Genomic DNA, 16,137 nt, shown 5'->3' on the forward strand with positions numbered 1-16,137 from the left:
GGTCGCCTGATCGTCATCGGAGCCCGCCATGCCAGTCCACTCCCCTCCTTCGCACCACAGCGAGCCCGCACCCGGCTGCGAGCCGGACACCGCGCCGGAACAGCGGACGGCCGTCGACAAGGCACTCACCCTTCTGAAGTCCCTCGCCGAACTGGACGGGGAGATCGGCGTGAGCGAGCTGGCCCGCCGCACCCGCATGAGCAAGTCGACGACCTTCCGACTGCTGGGCATCCTCCAGCGCAACGACCTTGTCGAGCGGGTCGGCAGCGACTACCGGCTGGGCGCGCGGCTCTTCGACATCGGCAGCCGGGCCTACGGCCCCACTACCCCGCTGCTCCAGGAGCGACTGCTGCCGCACCTGGCGGATCTGTACGAGCTGACCCACGAGACCGTGCACCTCGCGGTGCTCCACGGCACGCACATCGTCTACGTCAACAAGCTCCACGGCCACCGGGCGGCCCGCTCGCCCTCCCGGATCGGCGCCCGTCTGCCCGCTTACTGCACGGGGGTCGGCAAGGCCCTCCTGGCGTTCGACCACGACGCCGCCGAGGCGGCCATCGAGGCGGGGCTTCCCGCCCGCACCGAGTACACCCTCACCGACCCCGAGCGCTTCCGGGCCGACCTGCGCCGCATCCGCCAGGACGGCATCGCCTACGACCGCCAGGAAGCCCTCCTCGGCCTCGCCTGCGTCGCCGTACCGATCATGGGGCCCGCCGGTCGCCCCGTGGCGGCCCTGTCCATCGCCGGCGCGGACCGGCGCTTCGACCCCGCCCGCTTCGCCCCGGCCCTGCGTCGTGTGGCCTTCGAAGCGGGCCGGGCGGTCACCGCGGCCAAGGCGCGGCAGGCGGTACCGGCCGGGCTCGGCGGTCTTTCCGGAGCCTGACCCGCACGAGGTCCGCTCTCACAGCGGCCGCCTGGTTTCCCGCCCGTCGGCCACCACGCTCCCGGGTTCGGTCCGTAAGAACCAAGCAGACGTGCCGACTGACGGCACACCGCCCCGGCACTCAGCTCCGACCGCCGCCATGGGTACGCACGACGGTCGTGGCGCCGGTACCGGGCTGCACCCGCGGCACACTCACCACGATGTGCACCAGGCTCTCGCCGTCCAGCGACTCGTACACATGCGGGCGGTCGCCCGGATAGCGGACGAAGTCGCCGGCCGACAGTTCCACCGGACCGTCCGCGGGGCCCACGCGCACCCGGCCGCTGATGACGTACAGGTGCTCCAGGGTGCCCACCGGGTGCGGCTCGGACGGCTTCCCCGCACCTTCCGGGTCCCGGCCGATGCGCACCAGGTAGTTCTCGATGACACCGGATCCGTAGACGTGGTCCAGCGAGCGGGACTCATAGCCCGCGTGCCGCTGCCAGACGACCTCGTCGCCCCGCTGCACGGTCATCACCTGTTCGCGCTCCGCCACCAGCCGCGTGACGGGCACGCCGAGCGCGGTCGCGATGGAGAACAGAGTGTCCACCGTAGGGTTGCCCGCCCCCTGTTCCAGATTCGACAGGGTCTGCTTCGCCAGCCCCGCCTGCCGGGCCAGTTCGGCCAGGGACAGACCCCGCTGTTCTCGGAGAAGGCGCACATTGCGCGCCACCACGGCGTTTCCTTCGGACACGCCACCACTCTAGGCGCAGGTCAGAAAGCGCCGGACTCCGGTCATGGCAAGTACTCCGACGAAGTGCCCATATCGCAGCCGCCTCCGGCGTGCCGGAGGACGGCACGACCGCGTGCACGGCTTTCGGCCAGGCGTCACCTTTCTGCGCACCACGTCCCCGCTGTGGTGCGGATCACCGGCATCCGACGCCACAGTCCAACCGGAAACGAGCCGCTCCATGTCCGAATCCGTCAGCAGTCCGCCTACACGCCCCGACACACGCCCGAGCGTTACGAGCGACACGAGCGACACGAGCACGGTGTCACGGGTCGCCGTCGCGAGCCTCATCGGCACCACGGTCGAGTACTACGACTTCGCGGTGTACGGCACCGCCGCCGCGCTCGTCCTGGGCCCGGCCTTCTTCCCGTCCGGCAGCGCCACGGTCCAGACCCTCGCCGCCTTCCTCACCTTCGCGGCCGCGTTCCTGGCCCGCCCCGTGGGTGTGGTGCTGTTCGGCACCATCGGCGACCGGCTGGGCCGCAAGCGGGCGCTGGTCATCTCGCTCCTCCTGATGGGCGTGGCGACGGTAGGGGTCGGGCTGCTGCCGACGTACGAGACCGCCGGCCTTCTCGCCCCCGCCCTGCTCGTGGCGCTCCGCCTTCTGCAGGGCGTCAGCATGGGCGGCGAGTGGGGCGGCGCGGTGCTGCTGGCCGCCGAGCACGCGCCTCCGGGCCGCCGGGCGATGTTCGCGTCGATCCCGCAGGTCGGCCCCTTGCTGGGCTTCCTGCTGTCCAGCGCCGTGATTCTGCCGACCCTCTCGATCGCCGGGCGGGACGGCTTCGCGGCCGGGGCCTGGCGCGTGCCCTTCCTGCTGAGCGCACTGCTGATCGTCATCGGTCTCTGGGTGCGTACGAGAGTCACCGAGTCGCCGGTGTTCGCGGAAGGGAGGCGCGCCGCGGGTGCCGCTCCCCGATTCCCGCTCGGCACTCTGCTCAAGGAACACCCCGGCCGGCTGCTGCTCGGTATCGGCGCCGGGATCGGCGGCTCGTCGGTCTACTACCTGACGATCGTCTACAGCCTCTCGTACGGGCCGAAGGCCCTCGGCATCTCCCAGAACACCATGCTCGCCGCCGCGAGCGTGGGGGCCGTCGCTGCCGCCGCCACGACCATCCCCGCCGCCCGGCTGGCCGACCGGGTCGGCAGACGGCCGGTGATTCTGGCAGGCGCGATCGGATGCTCGGTGTGGGCACTGCCCATGTTCGGGGCGCTGAACACCCGCAACGGGCTCGTCATCGCGGGGGCGTTCACGGTCGGCCTGATGCTGTTCACGCTGATGTTCGCGCCGATCGCGGCATTCCTGCCGGAGCTGTTCCCCGCCCGTCTGCGCTACACGGGTGCCTCCGCGACGTTCATCCTCGCCAACACGCTCGGCGGCGGCTTCGCCCCGCTGGTCGCCACCTGGCTGAACAGCCACTGGGCATCTCCGCTGGCGCTGGGGGTCTACGCGGGCGGGCTGTGCCTGGTCAGCCTGGTGTGTGTCCTGGCTCTGCCGGAGACCCGGGACGGAAAGTTCGATCTCTGACAGGCACCTGTGACAAGTAGCGGGTGGCCGCCTCCCGGGCGGCCACCGCCGGCGCTGCCCGGTGGTCCTGGCGTCCCGCCTCGCTGAGCTGGGCTGCCCACCCTCCGCCTGGCACGAGGAGAAGTCCTTCGGTGTCCATGCAGACAGCGGAGGTGATGTCTTCGCAGTGGGCGAGGTGGTGCGGGCCGTGTCTGCCGGAGTGAGGCGTCGAGGGGCTGTTCGTCGTCGCGTGCCCGGGTGAGTTCCGCTCGGATTCCCGTCCGGGAAGGTCTGCGTCCCCTGACTGCCGGGAGATCGGCCGGCCCGGCAGTGGTTCGGGGTGGCTGTCCAGGAACTCTTCCTTGTCCGTGGGAGTGACCCACATGTGCCGTCCGCGGCGGCCGCTGGAGTGCGGCATGTAGAGCGCAACGAGTTCACCGGCGGACCAGGAATCCGATGCTTCGCCGACCCGCCCCGAGACCGTTCCGTAAGCAGCGAGCTCTCTTTTCTATGTTCACAAATATCTGAACGTTCGATACGCTCGATCCATGCAGATCGAAGTGGTCGGATTCTCCCTTGGGCCCGAGGTCGTCGCCGCCGTCGCCCTTCTCGCGGTGATCGGTGACGCGTTCCTGCCGTTCCTGCCCAGCGGTAGCCTGGTCATCGCCGCTTCGTTGCTGTTCCTCGGGCACGGCACCGGCTGGCTGGCACTGCTGCTGCTCGCGGTGGCAGCCGCGTCATTTCTTGGCGACCTCCTGCTGATCGCCCTGGTGCGGAGTGGCTCCTCTCGGGCCGACGCGCTCCTGGCCCGGCACGCAGCCGTGGCCTCGGCCACGCGATGGTTCCAAAGCGCTCTGGCCGACCGGCTCGGTGGCGCCGCCCTGGCCGGACGCTTCGTCCCCGCCGGTCGCACAGTCCTCGGAGTGACGCTCGGCGCTGTCCCGGGACTGCGGGCGCGCTACCTGCGCTGGTCCGCGGTGGGCGGTCTGTTGTGGGCGTGCTACCTGGTAGGGCTCGCCGTACTCAACGGGGCCTGGTTCGAGACCCGTTGGATCGGCTTTGCCGTGTCGGCGGTCGCCACGTTCGCGCTCAGCACCTGCATGGCCTGGAGGGTGCGCCGCCAGGCCGGCACTGCTCAAGAACCGGGCGAGTCGTCGCCGGTGGGCCACATTGAGCACGAGCCGGTTCGTGTCAGTGCCGGGCCGATGCCGGAGGCGGGCCCTCGTCTGCACCGGATGCCCCACGGCCCGTGTCATCGACAGCGGCCTCGACGTACCCACCCGATCACGGGGCAGGACACCGCGGGAGGCGACCCGCCCCGTATCGCACCCACCACAGCAACGGCCCGACCACGTCACATTGTTCGCGGGTGCCTCCGTCCGGCCCAGGAACCTGATCACTGTTTCCTTGTTCCGCAGCGCACCGCGCCGTTCAGCCAAGGTCGACGCCCGGAGACAAGGGATGGTCGGCGAGAAGGTCGGCAGCGCGAGCACGGACCTGCGCCGCGGCAGAATGATCGAGGCCATAACGGGCGTTGTCCGCGCCCGGCTCCGTGGTCGGTGCGATGCGCACCTGCGACGTGAGCTTGAGCCGGCGGCCGTCCATGGCGGATTCCCTCCCTCCGGGTCATATTCTTGTCCCACCGTTGCCGCTCGCTTTCCGTACCTCTGTCCGCTGCTTGCCGTGGTGCCGTCGATGCTGAAGCACAGGCATTGGAGAGGGAGGAGGGAACGCGTGAAGAAGGTTCATTTCGACGGCACCCACCGCGTGCGGCGCCCTGAGGAGACCTGGGCCATCATCGATGGGCAGCGGGGCCGGTTCGGCATCACGCGTGTCGCCGACGTGACGGGGCTGGACACCCTGGGCGTGCCGGTCGTGATGGCGGTGCGCCCGGCGGCCAAGACCCTCACCGTCTCGCAGGGCAAGGGCTCGTCCCTGATGCTGGCCCGTGTCTCGGCCGTCATGGAGTCCGTGGAGCTGTGGCATGCCGAGTACGCCTGCCCAGCCTCCGAGGTCAGACGGACGCCCGCGTGCGAGCTGGATCTTCCATACGGGGTCGAGGATCTGCAGCAGCATCCCGGCAGCCTGCTCAGCGAGCGCACCCCGCTGGACTGGATCGTCGGCTCCGACCTCACGACCGGGGCGAAGGCACTGGTGCCACGCGCGTACGTTGAGGTCGACTACCAGATGTCCGACGGATGGCAGCCTCCCATGTTGCACGGCTCGACCAACGGACTGGCCAGCGGCAACAGTTACGACGAGGCCGTCACACACGCCTTGTACGAGGTGATCGAGCGGGACTGCACGGCGGCCGTGGGCACGGTTCCCGTCGCCGAGCGCAGGCATGTGGATCCGGCGAGCGTGGACGATCCCGCCTGCGCGGCGGTGCTCGCGCGGATCGCCGAGGCGGGGGCATGGATCGAGATCGTGGACGTACCCAACCGCTGGGGCCTGCCGTGCTTCGTGACGTACATCTGGTCGGTGGACTTCCCCGCCCTGGCCGTGGGATCGGGGGTGCACAGCACTCCGGCCGTGGCGCTGAGCCGTGCTGTCACGGAGTCGGCACAAAGCAGGCTTACAGCGATTGCGGGCAGCCGCGACGATCTGGCCGCCGTCCTCTTTGCCGACGGACCCTCCGCGGTCGGATGCCCGGTCACCGGAGGAGAGATCCTTCCGTGGAAGGACGTCTCCACGACCGTCCACGACTTCGTCGAGGACACGAACGAGACGCGTTGGCTCGCGGAGGAGGTGCGCAGGCTCACCGGACGCCCGCCCGTGGTCGTCGACCTCAGCACCGAGAGTGACTTCAGCGTGGTCAAAGTCGTCACCGCAGGACTGGAGTTCGACAGCCGCCACGAGATACCCCGTCCCCGCGCCGCGTCGTCGTCCCCGAGCATTCCGGAGGACCCTTCATGACCACCCATGTCTTCATCGGCCCCACACTGCCGGCCGAGCAGGTGCTGGCCGCGGCGCCCGGAGCAGTGGTGCACGGCCCAGTGCGACACGGAGATCTTCTCGCCCTCGACGCCGCCACGGAGGACATCGTGGTGATCATCGACGGAGTGTTCCACCAGACCGCGCCCGTGAGGCACAAAGAGATCATCGACGTGCTGGCCGGGGGGACCCGGGTCATCGGGGCTTCCAGCATGGGGGCGCTGCGCGCCGCGGAGCTGTGGCCGTACGGCATGGAGGGTGTGGGTCTGGTCTTCGGCATGTACGCCCAGGGGACCCTCGAAGCCGACGACGAGGTGGTAGTCGGCCGTCTGCCGTCAGGTGACCACCGGCAGATGGCCGTTCCACTCGTCAACGTCCGGTGGACGATCTCGAACGCGGTCGCTCAGAGCGTGCTGGTCGAGAAGCGAGGCGCGGACTTGCTGGAAGCCGCACGGTCCCTCGACTACACGGAGCGATCGTGGGGTGCGATCGAGCATGCCGCTCGCCGTCTCTCTCCCGCATTGGCCGAATCCGCCGTAGCGCTGCGGCGGTTCGCTGACCGCCATCCGGAGGCTTCGGACCTCAAGCGGCGTGACGCCTTGCTCGCCCTGTCACACAGTGCGGCTCCGAGGAAGCCCGCTGGGTCTTCCGCGTCGGCTGCGGCCTGGATGGTCCCGCGCACCATGTATCTGGAGCGGTGGCGCGGCACCTTCCGTCCCGCGGTCCGCGACAAGCGGTCCACCTCGGTCTGCGAACTCGACGTGCTCCGTTTCCAGCAGCTGTACGCGCCGGACTTCCCCACCCGCTACCGCCGCTTCGCCCTGACCCGGATCGCCGGTCACCTCACGGTTTTTGAGGACCGCGGTCTCATCCACGCCGCGCTGAAGGCGGCAGCCGAATGCGGCATCACCGAGGACCGGCTCCCACGGGCGGCGTGGGCATATTGGTTGACGCCGGAAGAGCTGAGCGACAGCAGTAGTGAACGCCGTCTGCTGAAGCTGCTGGTGCGCTCGTTCCGGACTGCGCCCGGAGCCACGCCGTTCTACGACGCCCCCACCGAGCTGCGGGGCACGGACCACGCCTGGACGTCGAGCGCGGATGCCGTGGCCGCTGCGGACCGACTCAACCGACAGGTGGCTCGGACGGATGCGAGCCGCACGCCGCGGAACCTGCCCGATGCCGTGGTGCGGCAGCACTTGGTTGACATCTGGCACGTCCGCCGGCCGACCGAGTTGGAGGCTGCGGCCCGTGACCGCGGATTCGTGTCCCTCGCCGAGGCCGAAGACGCCGCGCGGAGGTTCGTACTACTGCACCGCGCACGGCAGAGGTCCGGGACCGGCGCCGTATGAGCTCGCCCGCACACATCCCGCTGCCGGACGAACGCGGCCGATGACGAGGCCGAACACCGCCCCGTCTTCATGACGGGGCATCACCGTTTCCAACAAAAACGACAAAGCCTCTGACCACACTCTCAGAGGGAACGGCTTCGCCGGTCACACGCTCCGACCCGCGCTTCGTTCCCCCTGCTCCTCCTCCCACCGCTTCCACAGCAGCGGCATCTCCTTGGCCAGCCAGGCGTAGAAGTCGTGCATCGTCTGGAGCCGCTCCTTGCGACGCTCCGGAGCGCCTTCCAGGATCCGCAGGCCCTGCTGCGTGATATCGACGAACGACTGATAGTGCTCGGCCTGACTCTTGGCCAGGGCCGGCCATACGCCTTCCTTGATGCGGTAGTAGTCCCGGCGTTCGCCGGGCCGTGAAATCCTCTCGACCATCCCGCTGGGTACCAGGAAGCGGGTGGCGGCACTCACGGATCCCTTGCTCGCCTGAAGCACCTCGACCAGGTCGCCGGCCGTCTGCTCGGCCGGATCACAGATCAGCAACCAGGCGAGAACCCTCCCTGCCATGCGGAACAGCCCTTGCCGCTCAAGGCTGATCGCTGCTTCTTCGACGAAGGCGAGCTCTTCCTCGGTGGCAGCTGCCCTGCCCTGTGCACTCTGTTCCATTTGTTCAGGATACACCGAACATGGAAAACCTGCCGATCCGGAGCTCAAGCACTCCGGAGCTCTTCCGTGGCGCCGCTCACCTTGCGAACTTCATACATATTTTTGAGCTTTATCTGCGAATGTTCTGATATCTGGCTTGCATTGAGGTTCGTAACGTCATGGCGAGTGCAACAGGCCGTCATCCCTGACTCAAAGGACCTCACATGTCTCGCCTGCCCGCCCTGTTCACCGCCCTGCCCCCGACCGCTCTGGCCAAGCGACTGGGCACGTACCTCGCCGGCTGCGTCGTCTTCGCCGCCGGAGCCACTCTGTTCATCCACTCCGAGCTCGGTACCGATCCCCTCGACGTTCTCGCGCTGGGCATCAAGGATCACGTCCCGATCACCATCGGAATCGCCCAGGCAGCCATCGCCGCGGTTTGCATCGCGGTGTGGTCCCTGTGGAACCGACGGCGTCCGGTCGTGGCTCCCTTCGTGACGTTCTTCCTGTGCGGCAGTCTGATCGACCTGCTGCTCCTGGCCGACCTGTCGTGGATCGCAAGCGTTGCGTCCCTCGCGGCGGCGGTCCTTCTGTGCGCCTACGGCTCGGCACTGATCATCATGAGCGGCATCGGCATACGCGCCATGGATCTCATCGTCATCTCCATGACGCATCGCTGGAGGTGGCCGTTCTGGCTCGCCAAGGCCGGCATAGAAGCCGTGCTGCTCGGCCTCGGCTTCCTCCTCGGCGGCCCGGTCGGCGTCGGGACGCTGTGCTTCCTGGTCTTCGTGGACGGCCTGATCCAGCCCTTCATGGCGCTCAACCGGCGGGTCCTGCGCCTGAACAACCACGGCTTGGAACAGCCGGCGCGGCCCACGACGGCACCGGTCTCCCCGTGACCTGTCCCCCTTACCGGAACTCCGCAGCCGCGACGTTCCGTCGCGCCATCAGGCACGGATGAGATCCGTCGGCCTGGCTCACCTCAGTGCGACCCCGCGCGAAAACGCTGGGGACCGTGAAGGTGCGGCCGTCACGGGCGACGCGTGCGCCCCTGGCGGCTCCGGCGACGGCTGGCTTCCGGCATTCAGGCCAACTTCGGCACAGACCACCGAACTCGGGTGAATGGCCGCAGAGATGACGGGCTCGCAGAGCATGCCGAGCGGCTCATACTCCTGGAATTCGACCTCACCGAACCGGGCGGTCCATCAGTCGCTTCAGCATGACCAACGCCTACTGACCTTGCCGCACAGGGAGTTGACGTGCCGGTGGGATGAATTCGTTGGTTGTGACCCTTGTGATGTTTGAAGTCCTGCACCGCGCCTTCGCCAGCGTGTGTGACGCCGACCGATACTTGGCCATCTCGATCCGTAGTTGGCCATCGCCCCGTTTCGACTGCCCAAGACAGGCCCAGGCGCCTGTCGGAGGCTCGGCCGCTCGCCTTAGTTCGGTGACCCGCGTCACACCCAGCTCCTGTCAGCAATCGGGGCGCCGTCTCGTTCAAGGGGCACGCGAACCAGACAGGAGCAACGCCATGAAGCACCGCATCGTCGTACTCGGCGCCGGATACGCCGGGGCCTTCGCCGCCGGAAACCTGGCCCGCCGGCTCTCCCCCGCCGACACCGAGATCACCGTCGTCAACGCCGTGCCCGACTTCGTCGAGCGGATGCGGCTCCACCAGCTCGCGATCGGCCAGGACCTGGCGTTCCGCAAGCTCGCCGACGTATTCGCGGGCACCGGGGTGCGGCTGCGCCTGGCGCGCGTCACCGGCGTCGACCCCGAGCGCAGGACCGTCGCCGTGACCGGCGAGGACGGCGACGGCGAGCTCGCGTACGACACGCTTCTCTACGCGCTCGGCAGCTCCGTAGCCCACCATGGCGTCCCCGGCGTGGCCGAGTACGCCTTCGATGTGACGGGCCGGTCCTCGGCGCTGCGTCTGCGCGAGCGCCTGGCCGGCCTGGGCGAGGGCGGCACCGTGCTGGTCGTCGGTGAGGGGCTGACCGGCATCGAGACCGCCACCGAGTTCGCCGAGTCCCGGCCCGACCTCTCGGTCGCGCTCGCCGCCCGCGGCGAGCTGGGCGCCTGGCTCTCCCCGAAGGCCCGCCGTCACCTGCGCCAGGCCTTCGACCGGCTCGGCATCACCGTCCACGAGCACACCGGCATCGAAGCCGTCGAGCCGACACAGGCGATCGCGGCCGACGGTACGTCCATCCCGGCCGACGTGACCGTGTGGTCGGCCGGGTTCGCCGTACACCCCATCGCGGCCGCCAGCGGCCTGGAGGTCGCCGAGACCGGCCAGATCGTCGTCGACCGCACCATGCGCTCGGTCTCGCACCCGGACGTCTACGCCGCCGGTGACTGCGCCTACGCGATCGGCGAGAACGGCCGGCCGCTGCCCATGTCCTGCGCCTCTGCCGGCTTCACCAACATGCAGGCGACCGCCGCGATCATCGCGCGCCTGACGGGCAGCCAGGTCCCGACCACCGGGCTGAAGTACCACGGCAACCACATCAGCCTCGGGCGGCGGGACGCGATCTTCCAGATGGTGGACGGGGACGTCCGGTCGAAGTCCTGGTACCTGGGCGGCCGAACCGCCGCGCGGCTCAAGTCGGGCGTGCTCAAGGGGGCCGGGTGGGGCATCGCCCACCCGACCTTCGGCATGCCGAAGCGCAAGCGCCGCCTGGCCACCGCGCCTGACCGGGCCGGTGTAAGGGCCGCCGCATAGGCTGTTCCGCATGGACAGCGCAGCCATCGATCGGTTCGAGGCCAGCCGGGGCCGGCTGGCCTCGCTCGCGTACCGTCTGCTCGGCTCGGCCGCCGACGCCGAGGACGCCGTGCAGGACACGTTCCTGCGCTGGCAGGCCGCAGACCGCGAACGGGTCGAGGTGCCGGAAGCGTGGCTGACCAAGGTCGTCACCAATCTCTGCCTCGACCGGCTCCGCTCGGCGCGGGCGCGCCACGAGCGAGCGGCCGGTGCCTGGTTGCCCGAGCCGCTCCTCGAGGGCGACCCGATGCTCGGCCCGGCCGACACCTTCGAGCAGCGCGAATCGGTGTCCTTGGCCGTACTGACCCTCTTGGAGCGCCTCTCGCCGGTCGAGCGGGCCGTCTACGTCCTGCGTGAGGCCTTCTTGTACAGCCACGCCGAGATCGCCGGGATCCTCGACATCACCGAGTCCGCGAGCCAGCAGCATGTCCACCGGGCCCGGTTCCGGGTCGCCGCCGAGCGCCGCGGCACCGACGAGGTGGACCCCGCGTCCGCGCGCCGGGTCGTCGAGGAGTTCCTCGCCGCCGCCACGTCGGGGCGCACCGAACGGCTGGTGGCGCTGCTCACCGACGACGTGACGGCGGTCTCGGACGGTGCCGGACTGGGCAAGCGGCTGTTGCGGTACAAGACGCGCGAGCGGGTCGCCTCCTACGTGCGGGCCGGCTTCAAGCCCACTCCGGCGAAGCGGCGGCTGGCCGGCGGTTCTCCCGCGATGCATATCGCGCTGGTCAACGGCTCCCCGGCCGTCCTCGCCGTGGTCGACGACCGGGTCGTGGGCGCCGTGGCGTTCGAAGTCAGCGACGGCAAGGTCGCGTCCCTGCGCGGCATCGCCGCCGCGGACCGGCTCGCGCGCCTCAACGAGGCCTGGCGGCAGCACGAACCCGACGCGCCGGTCATCAACGCATGGTGACCAGAGCCACCGGAATCCAGTGACCTGAGTCGGAGCGAGGACGGCACCCGTTCGGGCAGCATGCGGCGGTCCAGCTCGTCCTCGCTTTCGCCGAGCAACCAGCCGATCACCCGCGATCCGTCCCTGTAGTGGGCGAAGTCGGTGACCGCCGGGGTACGGTCCAGCCTCATTCCGCGGGCGAAGAGAAAGTACGCCTGCGGAGTTCCTTCGCCCTCCGGGGGCCTGTAGTGGGTGGTCATACAGAGCAGCCTGTGGGCGGTCGTCGGCTGCGCGCGGCGAGATCGCACACCTACGACTGACCCGCTACGGCAAGTGCCTCCGGCTTGCGAACCGTGCCGGCCGACACACCCGATACGGCACGCAGCCCCACGACAAATGTCCCCGAGGTTCCGGCCAGAACCCCGCAACCAGGAGCACTCAGAAATGTAAAACGGAATGAAAAGGTAAGGAAAGAGGAACATCAAGCCTCCACAACGAGCCTGCTCATGCAGCTGATTCACCTAAGGAGTGCGGAAGACAAAGCACTTCCGGAATCCCCATCGCGTCATTCTTCGAAATCTTGACCGGGAAATCTGCGGGCCAATACTTGGGGGCATGACCGAAAAGATTGAGGGCGCCATCTCCGAGCGCTCCACCCTCACCGACGCAGAGAAGTCCTTCGTCTTCAAGATCGCCGAGCACTACCACATCACCGACGGGATGGAGTGGGAGCGCGGCTATGTCATCGGCTGGATGATCATCTGCTCCCCCGCGAAGCAGAGCGCCAACCAGATCGCCCTGGCGCTGGACATCCCCCGCGAGCCGGTGGACTGGATCGCCGACCTGCTCACCCCGCCGGGTGTGTACACCCGAGAGGAGATTCCGGGCACCGACGACTACTACATCACGCTCAACGACGGAGCCTGGCCGAACGCCGTCGAGCACTCTTTCCGCCGGATCCCCGAGTTCTACGCGGCCGTCGTGCACGGCCTCGAGGTGCTCAAGGACCAGCCGGAGGAGCGCGTCGAGCGCCTGAAGCGCATGGAGGAGCTGTACGGCGTCATCTCCCGCAAGCTCGAGGGCGTCTTCGACGTCTTCGAGGCGCACCGCAACAAGACGACGGCCGCCTGATCCGGCCCGCCCCTTCCGTCGGCGTCCCCGAGCGCCAGCTCGGGGACGCCCGTCCACCGCCGGCCACCAACCTTCAGGGCGACGGTCGTACCCCGCACCGCAGTCCGGAGAGCACCGAGGGACCATGACCAGGGAACCCCACGTCACGTTGAGCAGAACCGACGTGCACCTGTGGATCGCGTCCTCCGCAGGGCCGGACGGCGACTCCCGCAGCCTGCGCGAGCACGAGGCTGTTCTCTCCCCCGAGGAACGGAACCGGGCCGATCAGTTCTACTTCTCCCGGGACCGGGCCCAGTTCGTGCTGGCGCGGTCGCTCCTGCGGCGCTGTCTGTCCCAGTACGCCGACATCGAACCGGCCGCGTGGGAATTCGAGTTCAACGAGTACGGCAAGCCCGCCGTGCACCACCGGCTCGGCGTGGACCTCGACTTCAACCTGTCGCACTCACGCGGCATGTGCATGCTCGGGGTCACCCGCGAGCGTCCCATCGGAGTCGACGTGGAGAAGCGGGACGCCCGGATCTCTCTGCCCGACCTGATCCAGCAAGTCATGTCCGAACCCGAGATCGAGGAACTGCGCCAACTGCCCGCCCGTGCCTGGAAGAGCCGCTTCCTGGACGTGTGGGTGTTCAAGGAGGCGTACGCCAAGGCACGTGGTCAGGGCATCTCACTGCCGCTGCAGGACATCTCCTTCCTCTTCCCCGACGGCCGCACGCCCGAGCTCGTGCTCAAGCCCTCGCTCGCGGACCGGCCCGACCACTGGCTCTACGACTTCGTGAAGGTGCCGGCCGAATTCCACGCCGCCGTGTGCATCGGCCGCCGCCGCGATGAGCAGCTCAGGCTCGTCATGCGCGAGCCGGACCAGCTGTAACACCGCAACCCGACAACCGTTCACCCGGCCTCCTGCCCGTAACGGGCGAGTGCGCCGTCACCCACCCATGCCCTGGAGGACTCCGTGCACTCGCCCGACAGTACGTCAGGTACACGGGCCGCCGTCCCATCGCCCGGCTCGGGACTGCGGCCAGAGGATCTCGGCAGCGCCGCTTTCCGTGCGGACCACGGTGTCGCGTACGCCTACGCCTCGGGGTCGATGTACAAGGCCATCGCCTCCGTGGAGTTGGTGATCCGGATGGGCCGGGCCGGTCTCCTGGGCTACTTCGGCGCCGGAGGCCTCACCGAGGATGAGCTCGCCGCGTCGCTGCGGCGCATCCGCACGGAGCTCGGCGACCAGCGTGCCTACGGCGTCAATCTCCTGTCCTCACGGCCCGAGCGTGAGGAACGCACCATCGACATCTTCCTCGCGCACGGCGTACGGCGGGTGGAAGCGGCGTCCTTCGTACAGGTCACGCCGGCCCTCGTCCGCTACCGCCTGACCGGCGCCCACCGCGCGGCCGACGGCATCGTCCGCACGCCCAACCGCATCATGGCCAAGGTCTCGCGCCAGGAGGTGGCGGAGGCCTTCCTGTCCGCGCCACCGCCCGCGATCGTCCGCGACCTGGCCGCGGCCGGCCGGATCACACACCAGGAGGCGATGCTCGCGGCCTCCGTCGCCATGTGCGAGGACCTGTGTGCCGAAGCCGACTCGGGAGGGCACACCGACCAGCGACCGATGATCGCTCTGCTGCCCGCGATGCTGACCCTCCGGGACCGGGCGGCACGAACGCACCCGGCGGCCGGACGTGTACGGATCGGCGCCGCCGGTGGGATCGGCACGCCCGAGGCCGCCGCGGCCGCGTACGTCATGGGCGCCGACTTCGTCCTGACCGGCAGCATCAATCAGTGCACGGCCGAAGCAGGAACATCCGACGCGGCCAAGGACCTGCTGCAGCGCGCCCAGGTGCAGGACACCGCGCTGGTGCCGGCGGGCGACATGTTCGAGATGGGCACGAAGGCCCAGGTCCTGCGGCGCGGGCTGTTCTTCCCCGCTCGCGCCAACAAGCTGTACGAGCTGTGGCTGCGGCACGCGTCGCTCGACGACCTGGACCCCGACACGGCCGACCACGTGCAGCGCCGCATCCTCGGCCAGCCCTTCGACGAAGTATGGCAAGAAGTCAAGGCGCGCTACGCGCACACTCGCCCCGCGGTCATCGAGCGGGCCGAGAACGACCCCAAGCGCCGTATGGCGCTCATCTTCACCTGGTACTTCGCCAAGGCCACCCGGGTCGCGCTGGAAGGCGACACCGACAGCCGCGTCGACTTCCAGATTCCCTGCGGCCCCGCGCTCGGTGCCCTCAACGAGCGGCTGCGCGGCACCGATCGGGAGAACTGGCGTGACCGCCATCCCGACGACCTGGCCCGACTGATCATGACCGGCGCCGCGGGCCTGCTGTCCCGCGCCGCCCACCTCAACCCTTCGTCCCGGCCCTTCGCAGCGGCCTAGCCGACCAACGTCCCATGGGAGACCCGGACATGACGCTCATCCATGTGTTCCCCGGCCAGGGCTCGCACCGCCCCGGAATCGGCCGGGAGCTGTTCCCGAAGTTCCCGCATCTGGTCCGCCAGGCCGACTCGGTGCTCGGCCGGTCCATCACGGATTTGTGCCTCAACGCCACGGCCCAGGAGCTGACCGACACCCGCAACACCCAGACCGCGATGTACGTGGTGAACGCCCTGTCCTACCTGGACGCGGTCCGTGAGACGGGTCAGGTGCCGGACGTCGTCGCGGGGCACAGCCTCGGCGAGTACGTGGCGCTGTTCGCGGCCGGCACGTTCGACTTCCTCACCGGCCTCGAAATCGTCGTCCGGCGCGGCGAGCTCATGGCCAAGGCCCCGGAGGGCGGCATGGCCGCGGTCATGGGCGTCGAGGCGGGCCGCGTCCGCGAGATCCTCGCCGAGCGAGCGCCGACCGTCGACGTCGCCAACCTCAACGCCCCGGAGCAGACGGTCGTCTCCGGGCCCCGCGGCGAGATCGCGAAACTGCGGGACGTCTTCGGCGACGAGGCGAAGGCCGTCGTACCGCTCAACGTCGGCGGCGCCTTCCACTCCCGCTCCATGTCGGAGGCCGCCGAGGAGTTCGGCACGTTTCTGGCGCAGTACCGGCTCGCCTCGCCGCGCATCGAGGTCGTCTCGAACGTGACCGCCCGCCCCTACGGCACCGACGACCCTGCGGACCTGCTGACCCGTCAGGTCGCGTCGCCGGTCCGCTGGACCGAGAGCGTGGCGTACCTGCTGGAACGGCCCGAGGCCGAGTTCCGGGAGATCGGCCCCGGCCAGGTCCTGACCGGTCTCGTCGCCCAGGTCAAGGCCCACGGACGGACGCTGTCCCCCACCGCATGAACCGCACGAGC

Annotated in this window: 14 protein-coding genes; 12 read left to right on the top strand and 2 right to left on the bottom strand. The window is 69.3% G+C overall.

Annotated features, from left to right (window positions below; genetic code table 11):
- The first annotated feature begins 28 nt into the window (after positions 1-28).
- Entirely contained in the window at positions 29-883 is an 855-nt protein-coding gene (locus ABT063_RS25955; RefSeq protein WP_351060829.1) for an IclR family transcriptional regulator, read from the top strand.
- A gap of 121 nt (positions 884-1,004) precedes the next feature.
- Here the strand turns inward: ABT063_RS25955 and ABT063_RS25960 are convergent, their stop codons facing one another.
- The gene (locus ABT063_RS25960; RefSeq protein WP_351060832.1) at positions 1,005-1,616 is read right to left on the bottom strand and encodes a helix-turn-helix domain-containing protein; all 612 of its coding nucleotides are present in this window, start codon (positions 1,614-1,616) and stop codon (positions 1,005-1,007) included.
- A 217-nt stretch (positions 1,617-1,833) separates the two neighbouring features.
- Here ABT063_RS25960 and ABT063_RS25965 point away from each other — a divergent pair, with 217 nt between their 5' ends.
- The 4 genes from ABT063_RS25965 to ABT063_RS25980 all read left to right on the top strand — a co-directional run bounded on the left by ABT063_RS25965 (position 1,834) and on the right by ABT063_RS25980 (position 7,439).
- Positions 1,834-3,177 carry an MFS transporter gene (locus ABT063_RS25965; protein WP_502990889.1) on the top strand — a complete coding sequence of 448 codons (1,344 nt, stop codon included), beginning with the start codon at positions 1,834-1,836 and terminating at the stop codon, positions 3,175-3,177.
- Positions 3,178-3,704: 527 nt separating this feature from the next.
- The gene (locus ABT063_RS25970; RefSeq protein WP_351060838.1) at positions 3,705-4,739 is read left to right on the top strand and encodes a DedA family protein; all 1,035 of its coding nucleotides are present in this window, start codon (positions 3,705-3,707) and stop codon (positions 4,737-4,739) included.
- Positions 4,740-4,890: 151 nt separating this feature from the next.
- Positions 4,891-6,072: a YcaO-like family protein gene (locus tag ABT063_RS25975; protein ID WP_351060840.1), complete on the top strand. Its 1,182-nt coding sequence runs from the start codon at positions 4,891-4,893 to the stop codon at positions 6,070-6,072.
- The gene (locus tag ABT063_RS25980) at positions 6,069-7,439 is read left to right on the top strand and encodes a TfuA-like protein (RefSeq protein ID WP_351060843.1); all 1,371 of its coding nucleotides are present in this window, start codon (positions 6,069-6,071) and stop codon (positions 7,437-7,439) included. The genes ABT063_RS25975 and ABT063_RS25980 overlap by 4 nt, the downstream gene beginning before the upstream one ends.
- 144 nt (positions 7,440-7,583) lie before the next feature.
- Here ABT063_RS25980 and ABT063_RS25985 read toward each other — a convergent pair whose 3' ends face one another.
- A complete protein-coding gene (locus ABT063_RS25985) occupies positions 7,584-8,093 on the bottom strand; it encodes a GbsR/MarR family transcriptional regulator (RefSeq protein ID WP_351060845.1) in 510 nt (169 codons plus the stop codon).
- Between the two features lie 203 nt (positions 8,094-8,296).
- Between ABT063_RS25985 and ABT063_RS25990 the strand changes: the two genes are divergently transcribed.
- The 7 genes from ABT063_RS25990 to fabD all read left to right on the top strand — a co-directional run bounded on the left by ABT063_RS25990 (position 8,297) and on the right by fabD (position 16,126).
- Entirely contained in the window at positions 8,297-8,971 is a 675-nt protein-coding gene (locus ABT063_RS25990) for a DUF6198 family protein (protein WP_351060848.1), read from the top strand.
- A 632-nt stretch (positions 8,972-9,603) separates the two neighbouring features.
- Positions 9,604-10,794 (top strand): NAD(P)/FAD-dependent oxidoreductase, encoded by a 1,191-nt coding sequence (locus ABT063_RS25995; protein WP_351060850.1) that lies wholly within the window; start codon positions 9,604-9,606, stop codon positions 10,792-10,794.
- 10 nt (positions 10,795-10,804) lie between these two features.
- Positions 10,805-11,743 (top strand): sigma-70 family RNA polymerase sigma factor, encoded by a 939-nt coding sequence (locus ABT063_RS26000; protein WP_351060853.1) that lies wholly within the window; start codon positions 10,805-10,807, stop codon positions 11,741-11,743.
- A gap of 594 nt (positions 11,744-12,337) precedes the next feature.
- Positions 12,338-12,853 carry a hypothetical protein gene (locus ABT063_RS26005; RefSeq protein ID WP_351060856.1) on the top strand — a complete coding sequence of 172 codons (516 nt, stop codon included), beginning with the start codon at positions 12,338-12,340 and terminating at the stop codon, positions 12,851-12,853.
- Between the two features lie 124 nt (positions 12,854-12,977).
- Positions 12,978-13,721 carry a 4'-phosphopantetheinyl transferase family protein gene (locus tag ABT063_RS26010; RefSeq protein WP_351060859.1) on the top strand — a complete coding sequence of 248 codons (744 nt, stop codon included), beginning with the start codon at positions 12,978-12,980 and terminating at the stop codon, positions 13,719-13,721.
- A gap of 84 nt (positions 13,722-13,805) precedes the next feature.
- A complete protein-coding gene (locus ABT063_RS26015) occupies positions 13,806-15,230 on the top strand; it encodes a PfaD family polyunsaturated fatty acid/polyketide biosynthesis protein (protein WP_351060862.1) in 1,425 nt (474 codons plus the stop codon).
- Between the two features lie 14 nt (positions 15,231-15,244).
- Complete coding sequence (gene fabD / locus ABT063_RS26020) at positions 15,245-16,126, top strand: ACP S-malonyltransferase (RefSeq protein ID WP_351060865.1); 882 nt, start codon at positions 15,245-15,247, stop codon at positions 16,124-16,126.
- Positions 16,127-16,137 lie beyond the last annotated feature (11 nt).

Source organism: Streptomyces sp. NPDC002838, from assembly GCF_040295365.1.
In the GTDB taxonomy this organism is placed as follows: Bacteria; Actinomycetota; Actinomycetes; order Streptomycetales; family Streptomycetaceae; genus Streptomyces.